The following is a 14879-nucleotide window of genomic DNA, read 5'->3' as shown; positions in this document are numbered from 1 at the left end:
GCACACCCTAAGGGCGGATGCTCCTGCGCGTACAGTTCCGTCAGGAGATGGTGAGGAGCTGGTGCCCGGCCGAGACGGTGGCACCCGCCTGAGCGTTGATCGCGCCGACGACGCCGTCCTTGTGCGCCTGGATGGGCTGCTCCATCTTCATGGCCTCGAGGACGACGACGAGGTCGCCCTTGACGACCTGCTGCCCCTCTTCGACGGCGATCTTGACGACGGTGGCCTGCATCGGCGACGCCACGGAATCGCCGCTCGCTCCCGAGACCGCGGTCGATGCGTGGGAGCGACGCGAGGGCGGGACCGCGACGGGCCGCCCGACCGCGGCCGGGGCCTGGGTGAGGCGGTCCGGCAGGCTCACTTCGAGGCGCTTCCCGGAGACCTCCACGACGACCGTGTGCCGGCTCTCCGGCTCGGCGGCGGGTCCTGCCTCGCCGTCCCACGCCGGGATGTCGTTGTCGAACTCGGTCTCGATCCAGCGCGTGAAGACGCCGAACGTGCCGTTCTCGCTGGTGAACGCGGGGTCCCGCACGACCTTGCGGTGGAACGGCAGGACCGTCGGCATCCCGGCGACCTCGAACTCGTCGAGCGCGCGACGCGAACGTTCGAGCGCCTCCTCGCGGGTGCGTCCCGTGACGATGAGCTTGCCGAGGAGCGAGTCGAAGGCTCCCGAGACGCTGTCGCCGGCGGTGACGCCGGAGTCCAGACGCACGCCGGGGCCGCCGAACGTCTTGAAGACGTGGATGTCGCCCGGGGCGGGGAGGAAGCCACGACCCGGGTCCTCGCCGTTGATGCGGAACTCGAACGAGTGGCCGACCGGCTCGGGGTCGGCGTAGTCGAGGGTGCCGCCTTCGGCGATCCGGAACTGCTCGCGGACGAGGTCGATCCCGGTGACCTCCTCGGAGACGGGGTGCTCGACCTGGAGTCGCGTGTTCACCTCGAGGAACGAGATGGTGCCGTCTGCTCCGATGAGGAACTCGCACGTGCCCGCACCGATGTAGCCGACCTCCTTGAGGATGGCCTTCGAAGCGGAGTAGAGGATCTCGTTCTGCTCCGCGGTGAGGAACGGGGCGGGTGCCTCTTCGACGAGCTTCTGGTGGCGGCGCTGGAGCGAGCAATCGCGGGTCGAGACCACGACGACGTTGCCCTCGGCATCCGCGAGGCACTGCGTCTCGACGTGACGCGGCTTGTCGAGGTACTTCTCGACGAAGCACTCGCCGCGGCCGAACGCGGTGATCGCCTCACGGGTCGCCGACTCGAAGAGCTCCTCGACCTCGTCGAGCTCGCGCGCGACCTTCAGGCCGCGGCCGCCGCCGCCGTAGGCCGCCTTGATGGCGATCGGAAGGCCGAACTCCTTCGCGAAGGCGACGACCTCGTCGGCGCCGGCGACGGGACCGGGCGTACCCGGCGCGAGCGGGGCGCCCACCTTCTCTGCGACGTGACGCGCGGTGACCTTGTCGCCGAGCGCCTCGATCGCCTCGGGGGACGGGCCGATCCAGATGAGGCCGGCGCCGATCACGGCGCGGGCGAACTCCGCGTTCTCGGCGAGGAAGCCGTACCCGGGGTGCACGGCGTCGGCGCCGGAGCGCCGGGCGACCGAGAGGATCTTCTCGATCGACAGGTAGGTCTCGGCGCTCGTCGCTCCGGCGAGGGCATAGGCCTCGTCGGCCAGGCGGGCGTGCATCGCGTCGCGGTCCTGGTCGGCGTAGACCGCCACCGAGGCCTTCCCCGAGTCGCGTGCGGCACGGATGATGCGCACCGCGATCTCGCCGCGGTTGGCGATCAGCACTTTCGAGATTCGGGAGGTCACGCTCTCAGGCATGGCTTCGAGCCTACCCACGTGGATGCCGGGTTCTTTGGATCCCTCGCACAAAGTCACGCGGGATTCATGTCGCAGAGTCCACTACGGCGTGGTCGCCCCGGTCCGGTTCCACAGCGCCGTCCACTCCACCCCGAGCTCGCGGACCAGGCGGCGCAGCGTCGACAGCGACATCCCCACGACGGTGGACGGGTCGCCCTCGACACGCTCGATGAATGCGCCTCCGAGGCTGTCCACCGTGAAGGCGCCGGCCACCAGGAGAGGCTCTCCCGTCGCCACGTACGCGTCGATCTCGGCATCCGTCACATCCGCCGCGAACGAGACGGATGCCGCGGCCACCGCGTGCGCCTCGGTGAGGGTCCCGCCGGGGCCGACGAGGAACACGCTGTGGCCGGAGTGCAGGACCCCGGTGCGTCCGCGCATCGACTGCCACCGCGCGCGAGCCGCCTCGGGCGCGTACGGCTTGCCGAGGATCTCGCCGTCGAGCTCGAACATGGAGTCGCCGCCGATGACGAGTCCCTCGAACCCTTCCGCGGCGAGCGTCTCAGCGACGTCGGCGGCCTTCCGCCGCGCGAGGAGGAGGACGTGTTCCTCCGGCGGCAGGGTGCGCGCTTCGGACGCCTCCGTCGCGGCGATCACGGCCTCCTCGTCGACCTGCGGCGCCCTCGTCGCGGGTTCGATGCCGGCCTGGCGCAGGAGCATGAGGCGGGCGGGGGAGGTGGAGGCGAGGCAGACGCGCATGCGGACCACGCTAGCCGCGAGCGGTGTGACAGCATCGGAGGATGCAACCCGGAGACCTCCTCGACCTCGACATCACGGCCGTCGCGCACGGCGGCGTCTTCGTGGCCCGCCACGAGAACCGGGTCGTCTTCGTTTCGGACGCGATCCCCGGCGAGCGCGTCCGCGTCGCCCTCACAGACACGAAGAAGTCGTCGTTCTGGCGCGGTGACACGGTCGAGGTGCTGGATGCCTCGCCTCACCGCCGTCCCCACGTGTGGACGCCCGCCGACGTCGAGACGCCTCCTGCAGATCGGCCCGGCGGTGCGGACTTCGGCCACATCGCCCTCGACCACCAGCGCGAACTCAAGGCCGAGGTCCTGCGTGACGCGCTCGCCCGATTCGCGGGCTCGACGGCACCCGTCACCATCGAGCCGCCGACTGCGCAGACGAAGGGCGACCGTGTCGTCGAGGAGTCTCCCGACGGGACGGGGTGGCGCACGCGGGTGAGCCTTCACGTCGACGAGGACGGACGTATCGGCCCCTTCGCTGCCCGGAGCCACCGCGTCATCCCCGTCGAGGAGATCCCGCTGGCGACCGCCGGCATCAACCGCGCGATGTCCCGTCGGCAGGGCGGTTCGCCCGGCCGACTCGACCTCGTCCAGCCGGCGGACGGCCGCGTCCGCGTCATCCCCCGCCCCGAGCCCAGTCGCTCGCGTCGTCCCGGCCCCGTCGATCCCGCCGCGCGAGAGGTCGTCGTCGAGACGGTCGGCGATCGGGAGTTCCAGGTGGATGCCGGTGGTTTCTGGCAGGTCCATCGCCTCGCGGCGGGCACACTGCACGACGCCGTCGCCGATGCGGTCGCCGGATCCGTGGACCCGGAGGGCTGGCACCTCGATCTCTACGGCGGGGTCGGGCTCCTCGCGGCGTCCGTCGCGGGCGTCGGCGGCCCGGCGACCCGGATCACCTCCGTAGAGTCCGACGCGCGGGCCACCGAGCACGCCGGCGAGAACCTGGCCGCGTGGATCGGCGCCCGAGCCGAGACCGCCCGCGTGGATCGCTGGCTCGGTCATCTCGTGGACACCGCCACACCCGCTCAGCGCGCGAGGCTGTCGCGGGGCACCGTGGTCCTCGACCCGCCGCGGGCGGGCGCCGGGAAGGACGTCGTCGAACGACTCGTCGACCTCGCGCCCGAGCGGATCGTCTATGTCGCCTGCGATCCCGTCGCACTCGCGCGCGACCTCGGAACCTTCGCCGCCCACGGGTACACGACGCCGTCCGTCCGCGCGTTCGATCTGTTCCCTCACTCGCATCACGTCGAGGCGATCGCCGTCGTGACGCGCTGACGGATAAGGTGAGCGCATGATCCGCGTCGCCCTGATCGACGACCACGAATCCGTGCGGCTCGGCCTCGAGGCCGCCTGCAGCCGCACGGGCGACATGCGTGTCGTCTTCTCGGGGGAGAGCGTCTCGGCCTACCTCGATTGGCGGACCCTCACGCTCGAGCAGCCCGCCGATGTCGTCGTCCTGGATCTCACCCTCGGCGACGGCGCGACGGTGACGGAGAACGTCACCCGTGTCGTCCAGGACGGCTCGCCCGTCATCATCCACAGCGTGGCGGACCGCCCCGCCGCGGTTCGGGAGGCGCTCGTCGCCGGTGCCGCCGGCGTCGTCAGCAAGGCGTCGCGCATCGACGAGGTCATCTCCGCCGTCGACACCGTCGCGCGAGGCGAGTCCCTCGACAACGTCGAGTGGGCGTCCGCCATCGACGGCGACCGCGCCTTCGCCGATGCGCAGCTGTCCTCACGCGAGCGCGACGTGCTCCGGTTGTACGCCGCCGGACTCCCGCTCAAGACCGTGGCGGAGCGGCTGGGCGTCGCCTACTCGACCGCGAAAGAGAACATCACCCGCGTCCGCGTCAAGTACGTCGAGGTCGGGCGGCCCGCCCCGACGAAGGTGGATCTCCTCCGGCGCGCGATGGAAGACGGCCTCGTCGCAGAGGACTCCGGTGGCGCCTGAGGTCGCGACGACCGGGATGCTGACGATCCCGCCCGATTCGACCTTCTTCTCCCGCGAGCGCGTCGAGCGCATCCTCGCGTTCGTCGTCGCTGTGGGATCCGCCGTGCTGGGGGTCCAGGCGCTATTCCACGCGATCGGATCGGTGCAAGAGGATCCCACCTGGAACATCGCCCTCACCGCGGCGACCTTCGGACCCCTGATCCTGATGGTCGCGGCCGGGGTCGCCGGGCGCTTCTACCGCCCCCTCGCCGCCATCCTCGCGATCGTGTTCCCGCTGGTGCTGCTGGCCTGGCCGGTCGCGACAGCCGGGCGCTCGGCATCCGCTGCAGGAGAACCCTGGGTCTGGTATCTGCTGAACGTCGCGACGGTGGCCACGGTGCTCGTCTTCCCGCTGATGCTCCAGTACGTCTGGTGCGCCCTGGTGCCGGTCCTGTACGGCATCGCCCGACTCATCCAGATCGGGGCGGACGTCGAGAACGTCATCCAGGTGTCGCGCCAGGTCGTCTACGCCATCATCCTCGCCGTCGTCATGACGATGATCGGCTGGATGCTGCGGCTCCTCGCCGAGCGACTGGACCGGACGCGCGAAGAGGCGGTGCGCTCCTACGCCGCGGCAGCAGCTGCGGATGCCGTCGAGCAGGAGCGCATCTCGGTGGCGGCGCTCATGCACGACAGCGTCCTGGCGGCGCTCATCGCGGCGGAGCGCGCCTCGACTCCGCGCGAGCGCGACCTCGCGGTCGGGATGGCGCGCGACGCCCTCACGCGACTCGCCAACGCCGACCGTGAGGCGGAGGAAGGCCCCGACGAGCCTGTCGAGCCGATGTTCCTGGTCGACGGCATCCGCGAGGCGGCGCTCGAACACGACGTCGACATCGACCTGCGGATCGCGATCGACCCCCGGGCGCAGACCCTGCCGGGTCGCGTCGCGCGCGCGCTCGTGCTTGCGGCGGCGCAGGCGGTCGTCAACGCGATCGAACACGCCGAGAGCGCAGGCCTGCACGCGGAAGTGACAGCGGACGATCGCCGCGTCGTGGTTCGCGTCATCGACGCCGGGGAGGGGTTCGACGTCCACGCGGTCCCCGAAGACAGGCTCGGCATCAGCGGATCGGTCGTGGCTCGTGTCGCCGCTGTCGGCGGCCAGGCGAAGGTGCGCAGCTCCCGACGCGGCACGATCGTCGACCTGCGGTGGGAGTACCCCCGATGAACATGCGTGTGCACACCGGACTCTCGATCGTGGCTGTCGTCTTCACGGCGTATCTCGCCGTGGGCGGGCTCGTGTGGACATCTCCTGTGTCGCAGCCGGCCCTGTTCATCGCGGCTCTGTCGCTCTACCTCGTGACGACCTGGCTCTGCGTGTTCTGGGACTTCGCCCCGCGTCTCGCGGGAGCAGAGCCTCGCCGGGAGGAGGCACCCGAGGGTGCCCCGCCCCGCGGGACGTCGCTGCCCCTCTGGCTGTGCATCCTGGTCCTCGCGACCACCGTCCTCGTGCCGCTGGCCACCTGGTCAGCCGTCGACGAAGGCGCGCGGCTCCAGCCGTTCGCGACGTGGAGCCTCGGCGGGATCGGCGCCCTCCTCACGATCATCACCGTCCGGCGGAGGCCGCTGTACGCCTGGATCGGCGTCGTCCTCCTGGGTGTCTCCTCCTCGCTGTGGATCGGCCTCCCGAACTCACTCGCGCTCGGAATCGTGGGGGCCGCCGTCTGGGTGGTCGTCGCCCAGCTTCTGACGGGCCTCGTCGACCGTGCCGCGGTCGACACGGCCGAGCTGACCGGCATCCAGCGTCGCTCCTTCGAATGGCTCGCCAGCCAGGAGGGGCGCCGGCGGGAGCGCCGGGTGCGCGTGCAGCAGGCTCTCGCCGTCGCCGGCCCTCTCCTCATCCGCACCATCGAATCCGACGGCGACCTCGAACCCGAGGAGCGCGAGCGCGCGCGCCTCGCGGAGGGGTCGCTGCGCGACGAACTGCGCGGGCCTCGACTGCTCGACGAAGCGGTGCGGGCGCGGCTGCAGCAGGCGCGTCTGCGCGGGAGCACCGTCACCGTGCTGGACGAGGGCGGACTGGATGCCGTGAGTCCCGCCGCGCTCGAGCGGATCCGTGCCGATCTCGCCGAGGCTCTGGCAGGAGCGTCGTCCGAGCGCATCTACATCCGCACGTCGCCGCATCCGCGCGTGGCGGTCACTGTCGTGGGTCGTTCACGCCGCCGGGAGGACCCGGACGGCGACGAGGTCGTCGACCTGTGGCACGAGATCGCGCATCCGCGTCCCGCGCTCGACCGCTGAGTCTCGCGTGAGCGAGGCCCCGGGAGCGGGAAGAGAAGAGGCGAGGGGCGGCGAAGCCGCCCGCCCCTCGCCATGCGAGTGGTTACCCGAAAACCGACCCGCACATGCCGATCCGCGCTCTGAGGGATACGGATCGACAGAACGCAGAAGCGTTCCAGCAGTATTAGTCTGACTGATCGTCAAATGCGTGTCTGTAGGTACTTTGGGGGACACGCCCGGTGGCGCTCAGCCCGCCCAGCGTCCCCACGGTACGTCGCGCCGGATGCCACGGTGGATGCCGCGACCGGAGGCCCGCCACGCCGAGACGGCCGGATCATCCGCGACGGCGGTCTGCTCCTCACGGACGAGGGCCTCGCTGACGACGGCGACCACGGCAGCCAGCTCTTCGGGGCTCGCGTCGCCGCGTCGCACCTGCAGCGGTGCGGCGGTCGCGGTGTCGTCGGGCAGACTCACAGCGGGATGTTCCCGTGCTTCTTGGCGGGCTGGCTCGCACGCTTGCCGCGGAGGGCGCGCAGCGCCTTCGCAACGGCGACGCGGGTCTGCGCCGGCTCGATGATCCCGTCGAGCTCGCCGCGTTCGGCGGCGAGGAAGGGGGAAGCCACGTTGTAGGTGTACTCGTTGGCCAGCCGCGTCCGGACGGCGGCGACGTCCTCGCCGGCCTCCTCGGCGCGCTTGATCTCGCCGCGGTACAGGATGTTCACCGCGCCCTGTCCACCCATGACGGCGATCTCGGCAGTGGGCCACGCGAGGTTGATGTCGGCGCCGAGTTGCTTGGAGCCCATGACGATGTACGCGCCGCCGTAGGCCTTGCGCAGGATCACCGTGACGAGGGGAACGGTCGCCTCCGCGTACGCGTACAGCAGTTTCGCGCCGCGACGGATGACACCGGTCCACTCCTGGTCCGTGCCCGGCAGGTAGCCGGGGACGTCGACGAGGGTGAGGATCGGGATCGAGAACGCGTCGCAGAAGCGCACGAAGCGGCTGGCCTTCTCGCCGGCGTCGATGTTCAGCGTGCCGGCCATCTGCGACGGCTGGTTCGCGATGATGCCGACCGTACGTCCCTCGATGCGTCCGAACCCGATCACGATGTTCGGCGCGAACAGCGGCTGGACCTCAAGGAACTCGCCGGCATCGACGATGTGCGAGATGACCTCGTGGATGTCGTAGGGCTGGTTCGGCGAGTCCGGGATGACGGTGTTCAGCGCGCGGTCGGAGTCGGTCGTCTCGAACTCGAATCCCGACTCGTAGCCCGGGGCGTCCGACATGTTGTTGTCGGGAAGGAATCCGATGAGGGTGCGCGCGTAATCGATCGCGTCGTCTTCGTCCTCGGCGAGATAGTGCGCGACACCGGAACGGGTGTTGTGCGTGTGAGCGCCGCCGAGCTCCTCCATGCCGACGTCCTCGCCGGTGACGGTCTTGATCACATCGGGGCCCGTGACGAACATCTGGCTGGTCTTGTCGACCATGATGACGAAGTCGGTGAGCGCGGGCGAGTAGACGGCGCCGCCGGCGGCAGGCCCCATGATGAGGGAGATCTGGGGGATGACGCCCGAGGCCGCGGTGTTCAGGCGGAAGATCTCGCCGTACTTGCCGAGCGCGACGACGCCTTCCTGGATGCGGGCACCGCCGGAGTCGAGGATGCCGATGATCGGGATGCCGCTGCGCAGCGCCAGCTCCATGACCTTGATGATCTTCTCGCCGGCCACCTCGCCGAGCGATCCGCCGAAGGTCGTGAAGTCCTGCGAGTAGACGGCGACGGTGCGGCCGTGGATGGTCCCCGTGCCGGTGACGACGGAGTCGCCGTAGGGCCGGGAGCGATCCATGCCGAACGCCGTGGTGCGGTGTCGGACGTACTCGTCGAGCTCGACGAACGAGCCGGGATCGACGAGCATCTCGATCCGCTGACGGGCGGTCAGCTTCCCTTTCGCGCCCTGCTTGGTGCGGGCGGTCTCCTCGGCGGAGACGACGGCTTCTTCGTAGCGTGCACGCAGGTCGGCGATCTTGCCGGCGGTCGTGAACAGGTCGGGCTGATCGGTCACGCGTTCCACCCTAGCGAGCGCATCCGCGGCAGCGTTGGATAGGGGCGACAACGGCACGGCGGATCCGCTGTGGCATCCCTCAGGGGAACACCTGTCAACCCGCGAGAGCGGGGCCGCCTCTCCGCTTATGGTGGCGGCATGTCGATCCCCGAGAACGGTTACCCCCGCGCGGCCGAGGTCAGCCCCCGCCTCCACATCGCACAGAGCGTCGACTCGACGAACAAGAAGCTCCTGAAGGACGCGTTCGATGACCCGGACGGGCATCCGCACCTGTCCGTCGTCGTGACCCGCGACCAGCGCGCGGGCCGCGGTCGACTCGATCGGACCTGGGTCACTCCGCCCGACTCCGCGCTCGCGATCTCGGTGCTTCTTCGCGTCGAGGCGGTCCCGACCTCGGACCGCGGGTGGATCCCGCTCGTGGCAGGGGCGGCCATGGCGAACGCCGTCGGAGCGCAGTTGGAGGGTCGCGAGGTTGGTCTGAAGTGGCCGAACGACGTCCTCGTGGGCGGGCTGAAGATCTGCGGCATCCTCGCCGAGGTCATGCCGGGCGACCCGCATGCCGTCGTCGTGGGCGCGGGCGTCAACACCCGCATGACCGCCGCGGAGCTCCCCGTGCCGACAGCCACGTCCTTCGCCGCACTCTCCCGCACCGCCGACGAGGACCGCCTCCTCGCGGACTACCTGACGAGACTTCGCGACGGGATCTCCGACCTCGCCGTGGGCGGGACTGCGGCGGGCCTCGCGACGAAGGCGGTCCGCAACGCGTGCACGACCATCGGTGCGGAGGTCTCCGTCTCGCTCCCCGACGGTGCGACGCTCATCGGGTCCGCGCGGGGCATCGATGACGAGGGTCGCCTCATGGTCGAGGCCGCCGGAGTCACCCATGTCGTCTCCGCGGGTGATGTCGTCCACGTGCGGTGACAGTGTCGAGGGACGCGGTCACTCCCCACGACCCGGGCGCGTCGGCGGGAGACTGTCGGCGCGTCGCGTCATGATGGTTCTGTGAGCCAGCCGACCGCGTATCCCGGACGTCCGCGCACGCCCGCGCCCGGGACGGCCTCACCGGAACTCGTGGTCGCGCGCCTGCGCCGCCACGCGCGTCGGATGTTCTTCCCCGCGCTCATCCTCGTCGCGACGGCGGGAGCGGCCGGATACTTCGCCGGCAACCTGCCCGATCCGTTCGAGGAGTGGATGCTCTGGGCGGCAGTGGCCCTGGTCTTCATCCTCCTCGTCGTCATTCCCTACCTCCGCTGGCTCTCGCACACGTACACCGTGACGACGCGTCGCGTCATCGAACGGGCGGGGCTGATCAACAGACGTCGCACCGACATCCCGCACGCGCGGGGCTACACGATCTCGGAGCGCCGGGGTCCGGTTCAGCGGATGTGGGGGAGCGGCACCCTCACCCTCGCCAACGGGGTCGATGAGCCGGTGCGCCTGATCGACATCCCCTCCGTCCGGCTCGTCCACGAGACCCTGTCGGACCAGGTCGAGGTCAGTCAGATCCTCGCGCACCGCGACTCCCACAGCATCCCGGTCATCGATTCCGACGGCTGAGCGCCGCACGCGCCCACGCGGATGCGCGAGGATGGTCTGGACGGGAGGAGCAGCATGGCACTGCAGGTCGGAATCGTCGGAGGCGGACAGCTCGCGCGGATGATGATCGCGCCCGCCGTGGAGATCGGCATCGATGTCCGGGTGCTGGCGGAGCAACCCGCGATGTCGGCGGGACTCGCCGCCACGGCCGTGGGCGACTACCGCGACCTCGACACGGTCCTCGCATTCGCGAAGGACGTCGACGTCATCACGTTCGATCACGAGCATGTGCCGCAGGACGTCCTCCGGGGCCTCGTCGCCGCCGGCGTCGCCGTGCATCCGGGCCCCGACGCCCTCGCGTTCGCGCAGGACAAGATCGACATGCGGACGAAACTCGCCGAGTTGGGTCTGCCCCAGCCGGACTGGGCTGCCGTGACGGATGCCGCATCCCTCGACGCATTCATCGCCGACCACGGCGGCCGCGCTGTCGTCAAGACTCCGCGCGGCGGGTACGACGGGAAGGGGGTTCGCGTCGTCTCGCGCGCTGCCGATGTCACCGAGTGGATGGACGGTCTCGAGGAGGGCGCCGCCCTCCTCGCCGAGGAACTCGTGCCCTTCACCCGTGAGCTCGCCCAGCAGGTCGCCCGGCGCCCCTCCGGGGAGCTCGTCGTGTACCCGGTCGTCGAGACCGTGCAGGAAGGCGGGGTGTGCGCCGAGGCGATAGCGCCGGCGCCGAGGTCCGCGGGCCGTCTCGCCGACGTCGCCGCAGAGATCGGAGAGGCCATCGCCACCGGCCTCGGTGTGACCGGGATGCTGGCCGTCGAGCTCTTCCAGACGGACGACGAGCGGCTCCTCGTCAATGAGCTGGCCATGCGTCCGCACAACAGCGGCCACTGGACCCAGGACGGCGCGATCACGAGCCAATTCGAGCAGCACCTGCGTGCGGTGCTCGACCTTCCTCTCGGCGCCACGGCGCTGCGCGCACCCCACGCCGTCATGGTCAACATCCTCGGCGGTCCGTCGCAGGGCTCGCTCGGCGACCGCCTGCCCGCCGCGCTCGCCGCCCACCCCTCGGCGAAGGTGCACACGTACGGCAAGGACCCGCGTCCCGGCCGCAAGGTGGGCCACATCAACGTGGCCGGGGACGACCTGGACGAGATCGTCTACGAGGCGCGGGCGGCGGCGGCGTTCTTCCTCGATTGATCCGTGCCGTTCCGGGGTTCTCCAAGCTCCCGCACCTAGCCTTGGTCGAGTGAACCGCCCCCTCCACTCGTCCTCCGCCCCCCTGATCGGCGTCGTGATGGGGTCCGATTCGGACTGGCGCATCATGTCGGACGCCTCGCAGGTGCTGACCGACTTCGGCATCGCCCACGAGGTCGAGGTCGTCTCGGCCCACCGCACGCCGGACAAACTGCTGCGTTACGGGCGCGAGGCACGCGACCGCGGGCTGCGGGCGATCATCGCCGGAGCAGGCGGGGCGGCGCACCTCCCCGGCATGCTCGCATCGGTCACGACGCTCCCGGTCATCGGAGTCCCGGTGCAGCTCGCCACCCTCGACGGCCTCGACTCGCTCCTGAGCATCGTGCAGATGCCGGCCGGTATCCCTGTGGCGACGGTATCGATCAACGGCGCGAAGAACGCCGGGCTCCTCGCGGTCCGTCTGCTCGGCTCGTCCGAGCCTGCCGTCGCGGATGCGGTCGCCGCATACGCCGCGGACCTCGAGGTGCAGGTCGAGGAGAAGAACCGGCGTCTCAAGGACTCCCTGTGACCCGCCCCGGCCTGGGAGGCATGCGATGAGCGTCCTCAGCCCGTCGCGCGTCCCGACGTCCGCGCCCCGGGGTCGCGCCCTCGTCGAAGAGCAACCGCTTCGCCACCCCGACGTCACCTCGACGCGTGTCATGTCGCGGCGCGCGTGGTGGCTCGTGGCATCCAACTTCCTCCTCCCTGGCTCCGCGCAGACCCTGGCCGGCAATCGCAGACTCGGTCGCGTCGGGCTCATCGCGACGATCGCCATGTGGATCGTGCTCGCGGCTGCTGTCCTCCTCGGGCTCATGTGGCGCTCGATGCTGACGTCGATCATCGCGTCGGACTGGACGCTCACCGCCGCGCAGGTGCTGCTCTGGGCGTACGCGCTCCTGTGGGTCGTCCTGACGATCGACACGCTTCGACTCGTGCGCCTCCGTCGCGTGCCCGGTCGCACGCGCGCGGGAGTGGTCGTCGTCGCCCTCGTGCTGGCCCTCGTCCCCGCCTCCGCGTCCGTGTACACGGCGCAGTCCGTCATCGCTCCGCTCCAGTCGGGGCTGGGGATCTTCGCCGACGGACCGAGCGTTCCCCCGTCCGACGGTTACTACAACTTCCTCCTCCTCGGGGCCGACAGCGGCGAGGGGCGGGACTCGATGAGATTCGACAGCATTTCCGTCGTCTCCGTCAACGCGGACTCGGGTGCCGTCACGATCTTCGGCATCCCGCGCGATCTGCGCCACGTTCCGTTCTCCGAGGGCCCTATGCGCGACCTCTACCCGGAGGGCTTCGAGGGGCAGAACTCGCCGACCTGCGGATGGACGTCGGGAATCAACCAGCTCACGAACGCCGTCGAGGCGTGCCGGACCGACAAGGGCGACAGTCTCTACCCGGACGCCCGGAAGCAGAACTCCACCCCGGCCGTCGAAGCGACCAGGGACGCCGCCGAGGGGATACTCGGCATCGACATCCCGTACCACGTCTTCATCGACATGCACGGTTTCGCGGATCTCGTCGACGCGCTCGGCGGAGTCACCATCACGGTCCGGGAGCGTCTTCCCGAGGGCGGCGGCCCGAGCTATCACAACCAGCCCGCGGAGGACTGGGCGACGGGCTGGATCGAGAAGGGCACGCAGCACATGGACGGCGACACCGCGCAGTGGTATGCGCGGTCCCGCTACACCACCAGTGACTGGGACCGGATGCGGCGTCAGCGCGAGCTGCAGACTGCGATCCTCGACCAGGCGACCCCGTCGACGGTCCTCAGCCGGTTCAGCGGGATCGTCGCGGCGGGCAAGAACCTCGTGCAGACCGACATCCCGGACTCCCTCCTGCCCTACCTCGTCGACCTCGCCGCAGACGCCAAGGGGCAGGAGATCCAGGATCTGGAGTTGACGCCGAAGGGCGTGAACATCGACCCCGAGAACCCCACCTCTGCCGATTGGGAGAGGATCCGGGGCATGGTGCACGACCTGCTGCACCCGCCGACCCCGACGCCGTCCACGGCGCCATGACACCCCGCACCGTGATGCCCGAGGGAGAGCACCGATGACGACGACGCTCCGTGTCGTGTTCGATCCGTCCGCCCCCGGCATCGGCCCCGACCTCGCTGTCGCGGCGCGCGAACTCGCCGCCGGTCTGGTGGCGACAGCTCCGAGCGGGTGCGAGGTGCGGGCCATCGTGCCGAGCGACGGCGGGGACGTTCCGCAGGTGTCGCAGGCCGTGGCCGGTGTCGACCGCCTGCCCGTCGGGTCGGCGGCGGCATCCGCCCTGTGGCGTCGAGGCCTCCGCGCGGGTGCGGGTGACGGTCTCATCCACTCTCCGACGCTCGCGGCACCCCTGGTGCGCCACGACCGCGTCCACGATCACGACCAGACCGTCGTCACCCTGTGGGATCTGAAGCCGTGGGAGAGTCCCGACGAGTTGTCCCGAACGGATGCAGCCTGGTCCCGCGCGATGCTCCGCCGAGCTGTCCGCCACGCCGACGCCGTCGTCGTGCCTACGCACGAGCTCGCGCGTCGAGTTGCGGAGCTCGCGCCGCTGGGGGATCGTCTGCGGGTCATCTCCGGCGCCCCGTCTGCGGACCTGAGGGTGCCGAGCGACGAGGTCGGTCGGCGTCGCGATCTCACGCTCCCCGATGGGTACGTCCTCCTCTCCGGATCGACCGCGCCATCGGACCGTCTCCGCACCGGATTCGAAGCCATCGTCCGGTCGGGGCGCGACACGGCCGTCGTCGTGATCGACGCACCGGAGGGGCAGGAGCCGGAGGTGGCGGAACTGGCCGCGGCAGCGGGCCTTCCCGAGCGGCGTCTGCACGTCCGTGGCTCGCTGGATGCGCCCGACCGTGCCGCGGTCATGGCTGGCGCCGTCGCGTTCCTGGCGGCGGCTGACTCGAGCGCGTTCCCGTGGCGGACGTTGGACGCGCTGCGCCTCGGCGTGCCGATCGTCGCCGCCGACAGCGCGACGCACCGCGAGTTGCTCCTCGACGGCGCCACCTTCGCGGCGGGGGATCCTGGCTCGCTCGGGGACGAGCTCGCCGGCGCGCTGTCGTCGACCTCGACCGTCGAACGCCTGGCCGTCCTCGCCGCCGATCGGGGCCGTGCGTTCAGCTGGCTCGGCGCCGCGGAACGGGTCTGGCAGCTTCACGCCGAGTTGTGACGTCGTCTGTGAACGCGTCGTGATCGGCGTGTCGGAGTCCTCGTATCCAGGCTCGACTGGTATCAGGGTTCAAC

At 70.5% G+C, this 14879-nt stretch carries 14 protein-coding genes; 10 read left to right on the top strand and 4 right to left on the bottom strand.

Translation table 11 applies throughout. The features are described from left to right. Positions 1-40: 40 nt before the first annotated feature. A complete protein-coding gene (locus BLP38_RS08535) occupies positions 41-1822 on the bottom strand; it encodes an acetyl/propionyl/methylcrotonyl-CoA carboxylase subunit alpha (protein ID WP_091355986.1) in 1782 nt (593 codons plus the stop codon). A gap of 81 nt (positions 1823-1903) precedes the next feature. Then, entirely contained in the window at positions 1904-2560 is a 657-nt protein-coding gene (locus BLP38_RS08530) for a Maf family protein (RefSeq protein WP_091355983.1), read from the bottom strand. Positions 2561-2601: 41 nt separating this feature from the next. Between BLP38_RS08530 and BLP38_RS08525 the strand changes: the two genes are divergently transcribed. Genes BLP38_RS08525 through BLP38_RS08510 form a run of 4 tightly spaced genes read left to right on the top strand, consistent with a single transcriptional unit; the run spans position 2602 to position 6832 of the window. Then, positions 2602-3882: a class I SAM-dependent RNA methyltransferase gene (locus BLP38_RS08525; protein WP_091355980.1), complete on the top strand. Its 1281-nt coding sequence runs from the start codon at positions 2602-2604 to the stop codon at positions 3880-3882. A gap of 16 nt (positions 3883-3898) precedes the next feature. Further along, the gene (locus BLP38_RS08520) at positions 3899-4555 is read left to right on the top strand and encodes a response regulator transcription factor (RefSeq protein WP_091355977.1); all 657 of its coding nucleotides are present in this window, start codon (positions 3899-3901) and stop codon (positions 4553-4555) included. Next, positions 4545-5759, top strand: a complete 1215-nt coding sequence (locus BLP38_RS08515) for an ATP-binding protein (RefSeq protein ID WP_091355975.1) — start codon at positions 4545-4547, stop codon at positions 5757-5759. The genes BLP38_RS08520 and BLP38_RS08515 overlap by 11 nt, the downstream gene beginning before the upstream one ends. Then, on the top strand, positions 5756-6832 hold the full coding sequence (locus BLP38_RS08510) for a hypothetical protein (RefSeq protein ID WP_091355971.1): 1077 nt from the start codon (positions 5756-5758) through the stop codon (positions 6830-6832). The genes BLP38_RS08515 and BLP38_RS08510 overlap by 4 nt, the downstream gene beginning before the upstream one ends. A 225-nt stretch (positions 6833-7057) precedes the next feature. On the opposite strand, the gene BLP38_RS08505 is transcribed toward BLP38_RS08510, so the two are convergent. Both BLP38_RS08505 and BLP38_RS08500 read right to left on the bottom strand, forming a co-directional pair. Next, entirely contained in the window at positions 7058-7285 is a 228-nt protein-coding gene (locus tag BLP38_RS08505) for an acyl-CoA carboxylase epsilon subunit (RefSeq protein WP_091355967.1), read from the bottom strand. Further along, positions 7282-8871, bottom strand: a complete 1590-nt coding sequence (locus BLP38_RS08500; RefSeq protein ID WP_425312251.1) for an acyl-CoA carboxylase subunit beta — start codon at positions 8869-8871, stop codon at positions 7282-7284. The genes BLP38_RS08505 and BLP38_RS08500 overlap by 4 nt, the downstream gene beginning before the upstream one ends. A 138-nt stretch (positions 8872-9009) precedes the next feature. Between BLP38_RS08500 and BLP38_RS08495 the strand changes: the two genes are divergently transcribed. The 6 genes from BLP38_RS08495 to BLP38_RS08470 all read left to right on the top strand — a co-directional run bounded on the left by BLP38_RS08495 (position 9010) and on the right by BLP38_RS08470 (position 14805). Beyond that, a complete protein-coding gene (locus BLP38_RS08495) occupies positions 9010-9792 on the top strand; it encodes a biotin--[acetyl-CoA-carboxylase] ligase (RefSeq protein ID WP_091355959.1) in 783 nt (260 codons plus the stop codon). 81 nt (positions 9793-9873) lie between these two features. Beyond that, entirely contained in the window at positions 9874-10428 is a 555-nt protein-coding gene (locus BLP38_RS08490; protein ID WP_091355954.1) for a PH domain-containing protein, read from the top strand. A gap of 54 nt (positions 10429-10482) precedes the next feature. Next, a complete protein-coding gene (locus tag BLP38_RS08485; protein ID WP_091355949.1) occupies positions 10483-11610 on the top strand; it encodes a 5-(carboxyamino)imidazole ribonucleotide synthase in 1128 nt (375 codons plus the stop codon). A 97-nt stretch (positions 11611-11707) separates the two neighbouring features. After that, positions 11708-12175 (top strand): 5-(carboxyamino)imidazole ribonucleotide mutase, encoded by a 468-nt coding sequence (gene purE / locus BLP38_RS08480; protein WP_091355943.1) that lies wholly within the window; start codon positions 11708-11710, stop codon positions 12173-12175. A 25-nt stretch (positions 12176-12200) separates the two neighbouring features. Beyond that, positions 12201-13661: an LCP family protein gene (locus BLP38_RS08475; protein ID WP_091355939.1), complete on the top strand. Its 1461-nt coding sequence runs from the start codon at positions 12201-12203 to the stop codon at positions 13659-13661. 34 nt (positions 13662-13695) lie between these two features. Continuing rightward, positions 13696-14805 (top strand): glycosyltransferase, encoded by a 1110-nt coding sequence (locus BLP38_RS08470; protein ID WP_091355936.1) that lies wholly within the window; start codon positions 13696-13698, stop codon positions 14803-14805. The last annotated feature ends 74 nt before the right edge of the window (positions 14806-14879 follow it).

Source organism: Microbacterium sp. LKL04, assembly GCF_900102005.1.
Lineage (GTDB): Bacteria > Actinomycetota > Actinomycetes > Actinomycetales > Microbacteriaceae > Microbacterium.
The sequence above is the reverse complement of the archived record's forward strand: the minus strand, read 5'-3'. Positions and strand labels throughout refer to the sequence as shown.

Coding starts and splice junctions, on each gene's coding strand:
- BLP38_RS08535 (WP_091355986.1), bottom strand. CDS start 1,822: ATGCCTGAGAGCGTGACCTCCCGAATCTCGAAAGTGCTGATCGCCAAC.
- BLP38_RS08530 (WP_091355983.1), bottom strand. CDS start 2,560: ATGCGCGTCTGCCTCGCCTCCACCTCCCCCGCCCGCCTCATGCTCCTG.
- BLP38_RS08525 (WP_091355980.1), top strand. CDS start 2,602: ATGCAACCCGGAGACCTCCTCGACCTCGACATCACGGCCGTCGCGCAC.
- BLP38_RS08520 (WP_091355977.1), top strand. CDS start 3,899: ATGATCCGCGTCGCCCTGATCGACGACCACGAATCCGTGCGGCTCGGC.
- BLP38_RS08510 (WP_091355971.1), top strand. CDS start 5,756: ATGAACATGCGTGTGCACACCGGACTCTCGATCGTGGCTGTCGTCTTC.
- BLP38_RS08495 (WP_091355959.1), top strand. CDS start 9,010: ATGTCGATCCCCGAGAACGGTTACCCCCGCGCGGCCGAGGTCAGCCCC.
- BLP38_RS08485 (WP_091355949.1), top strand. CDS start 10,483: ATGGCACTGCAGGTCGGAATCGTCGGAGGCGGACAGCTCGCGCGGATG.
- purE (WP_091355943.1), top strand. CDS start 11,708: ATGGGGTCCGATTCGGACTGGCGCATCATGTCGGACGCCTCGCAGGTG.
- BLP38_RS08475 (WP_091355939.1), top strand. CDS start 12,201: ATGAGCGTCCTCAGCCCGTCGCGCGTCCCGACGTCCGCGCCCCGGGGT.
- BLP38_RS08470 (WP_091355936.1), top strand. CDS start 13,696: ATGACGACGACGCTCCGTGTCGTGTTCGATCCGTCCGCCCCCGGCATC.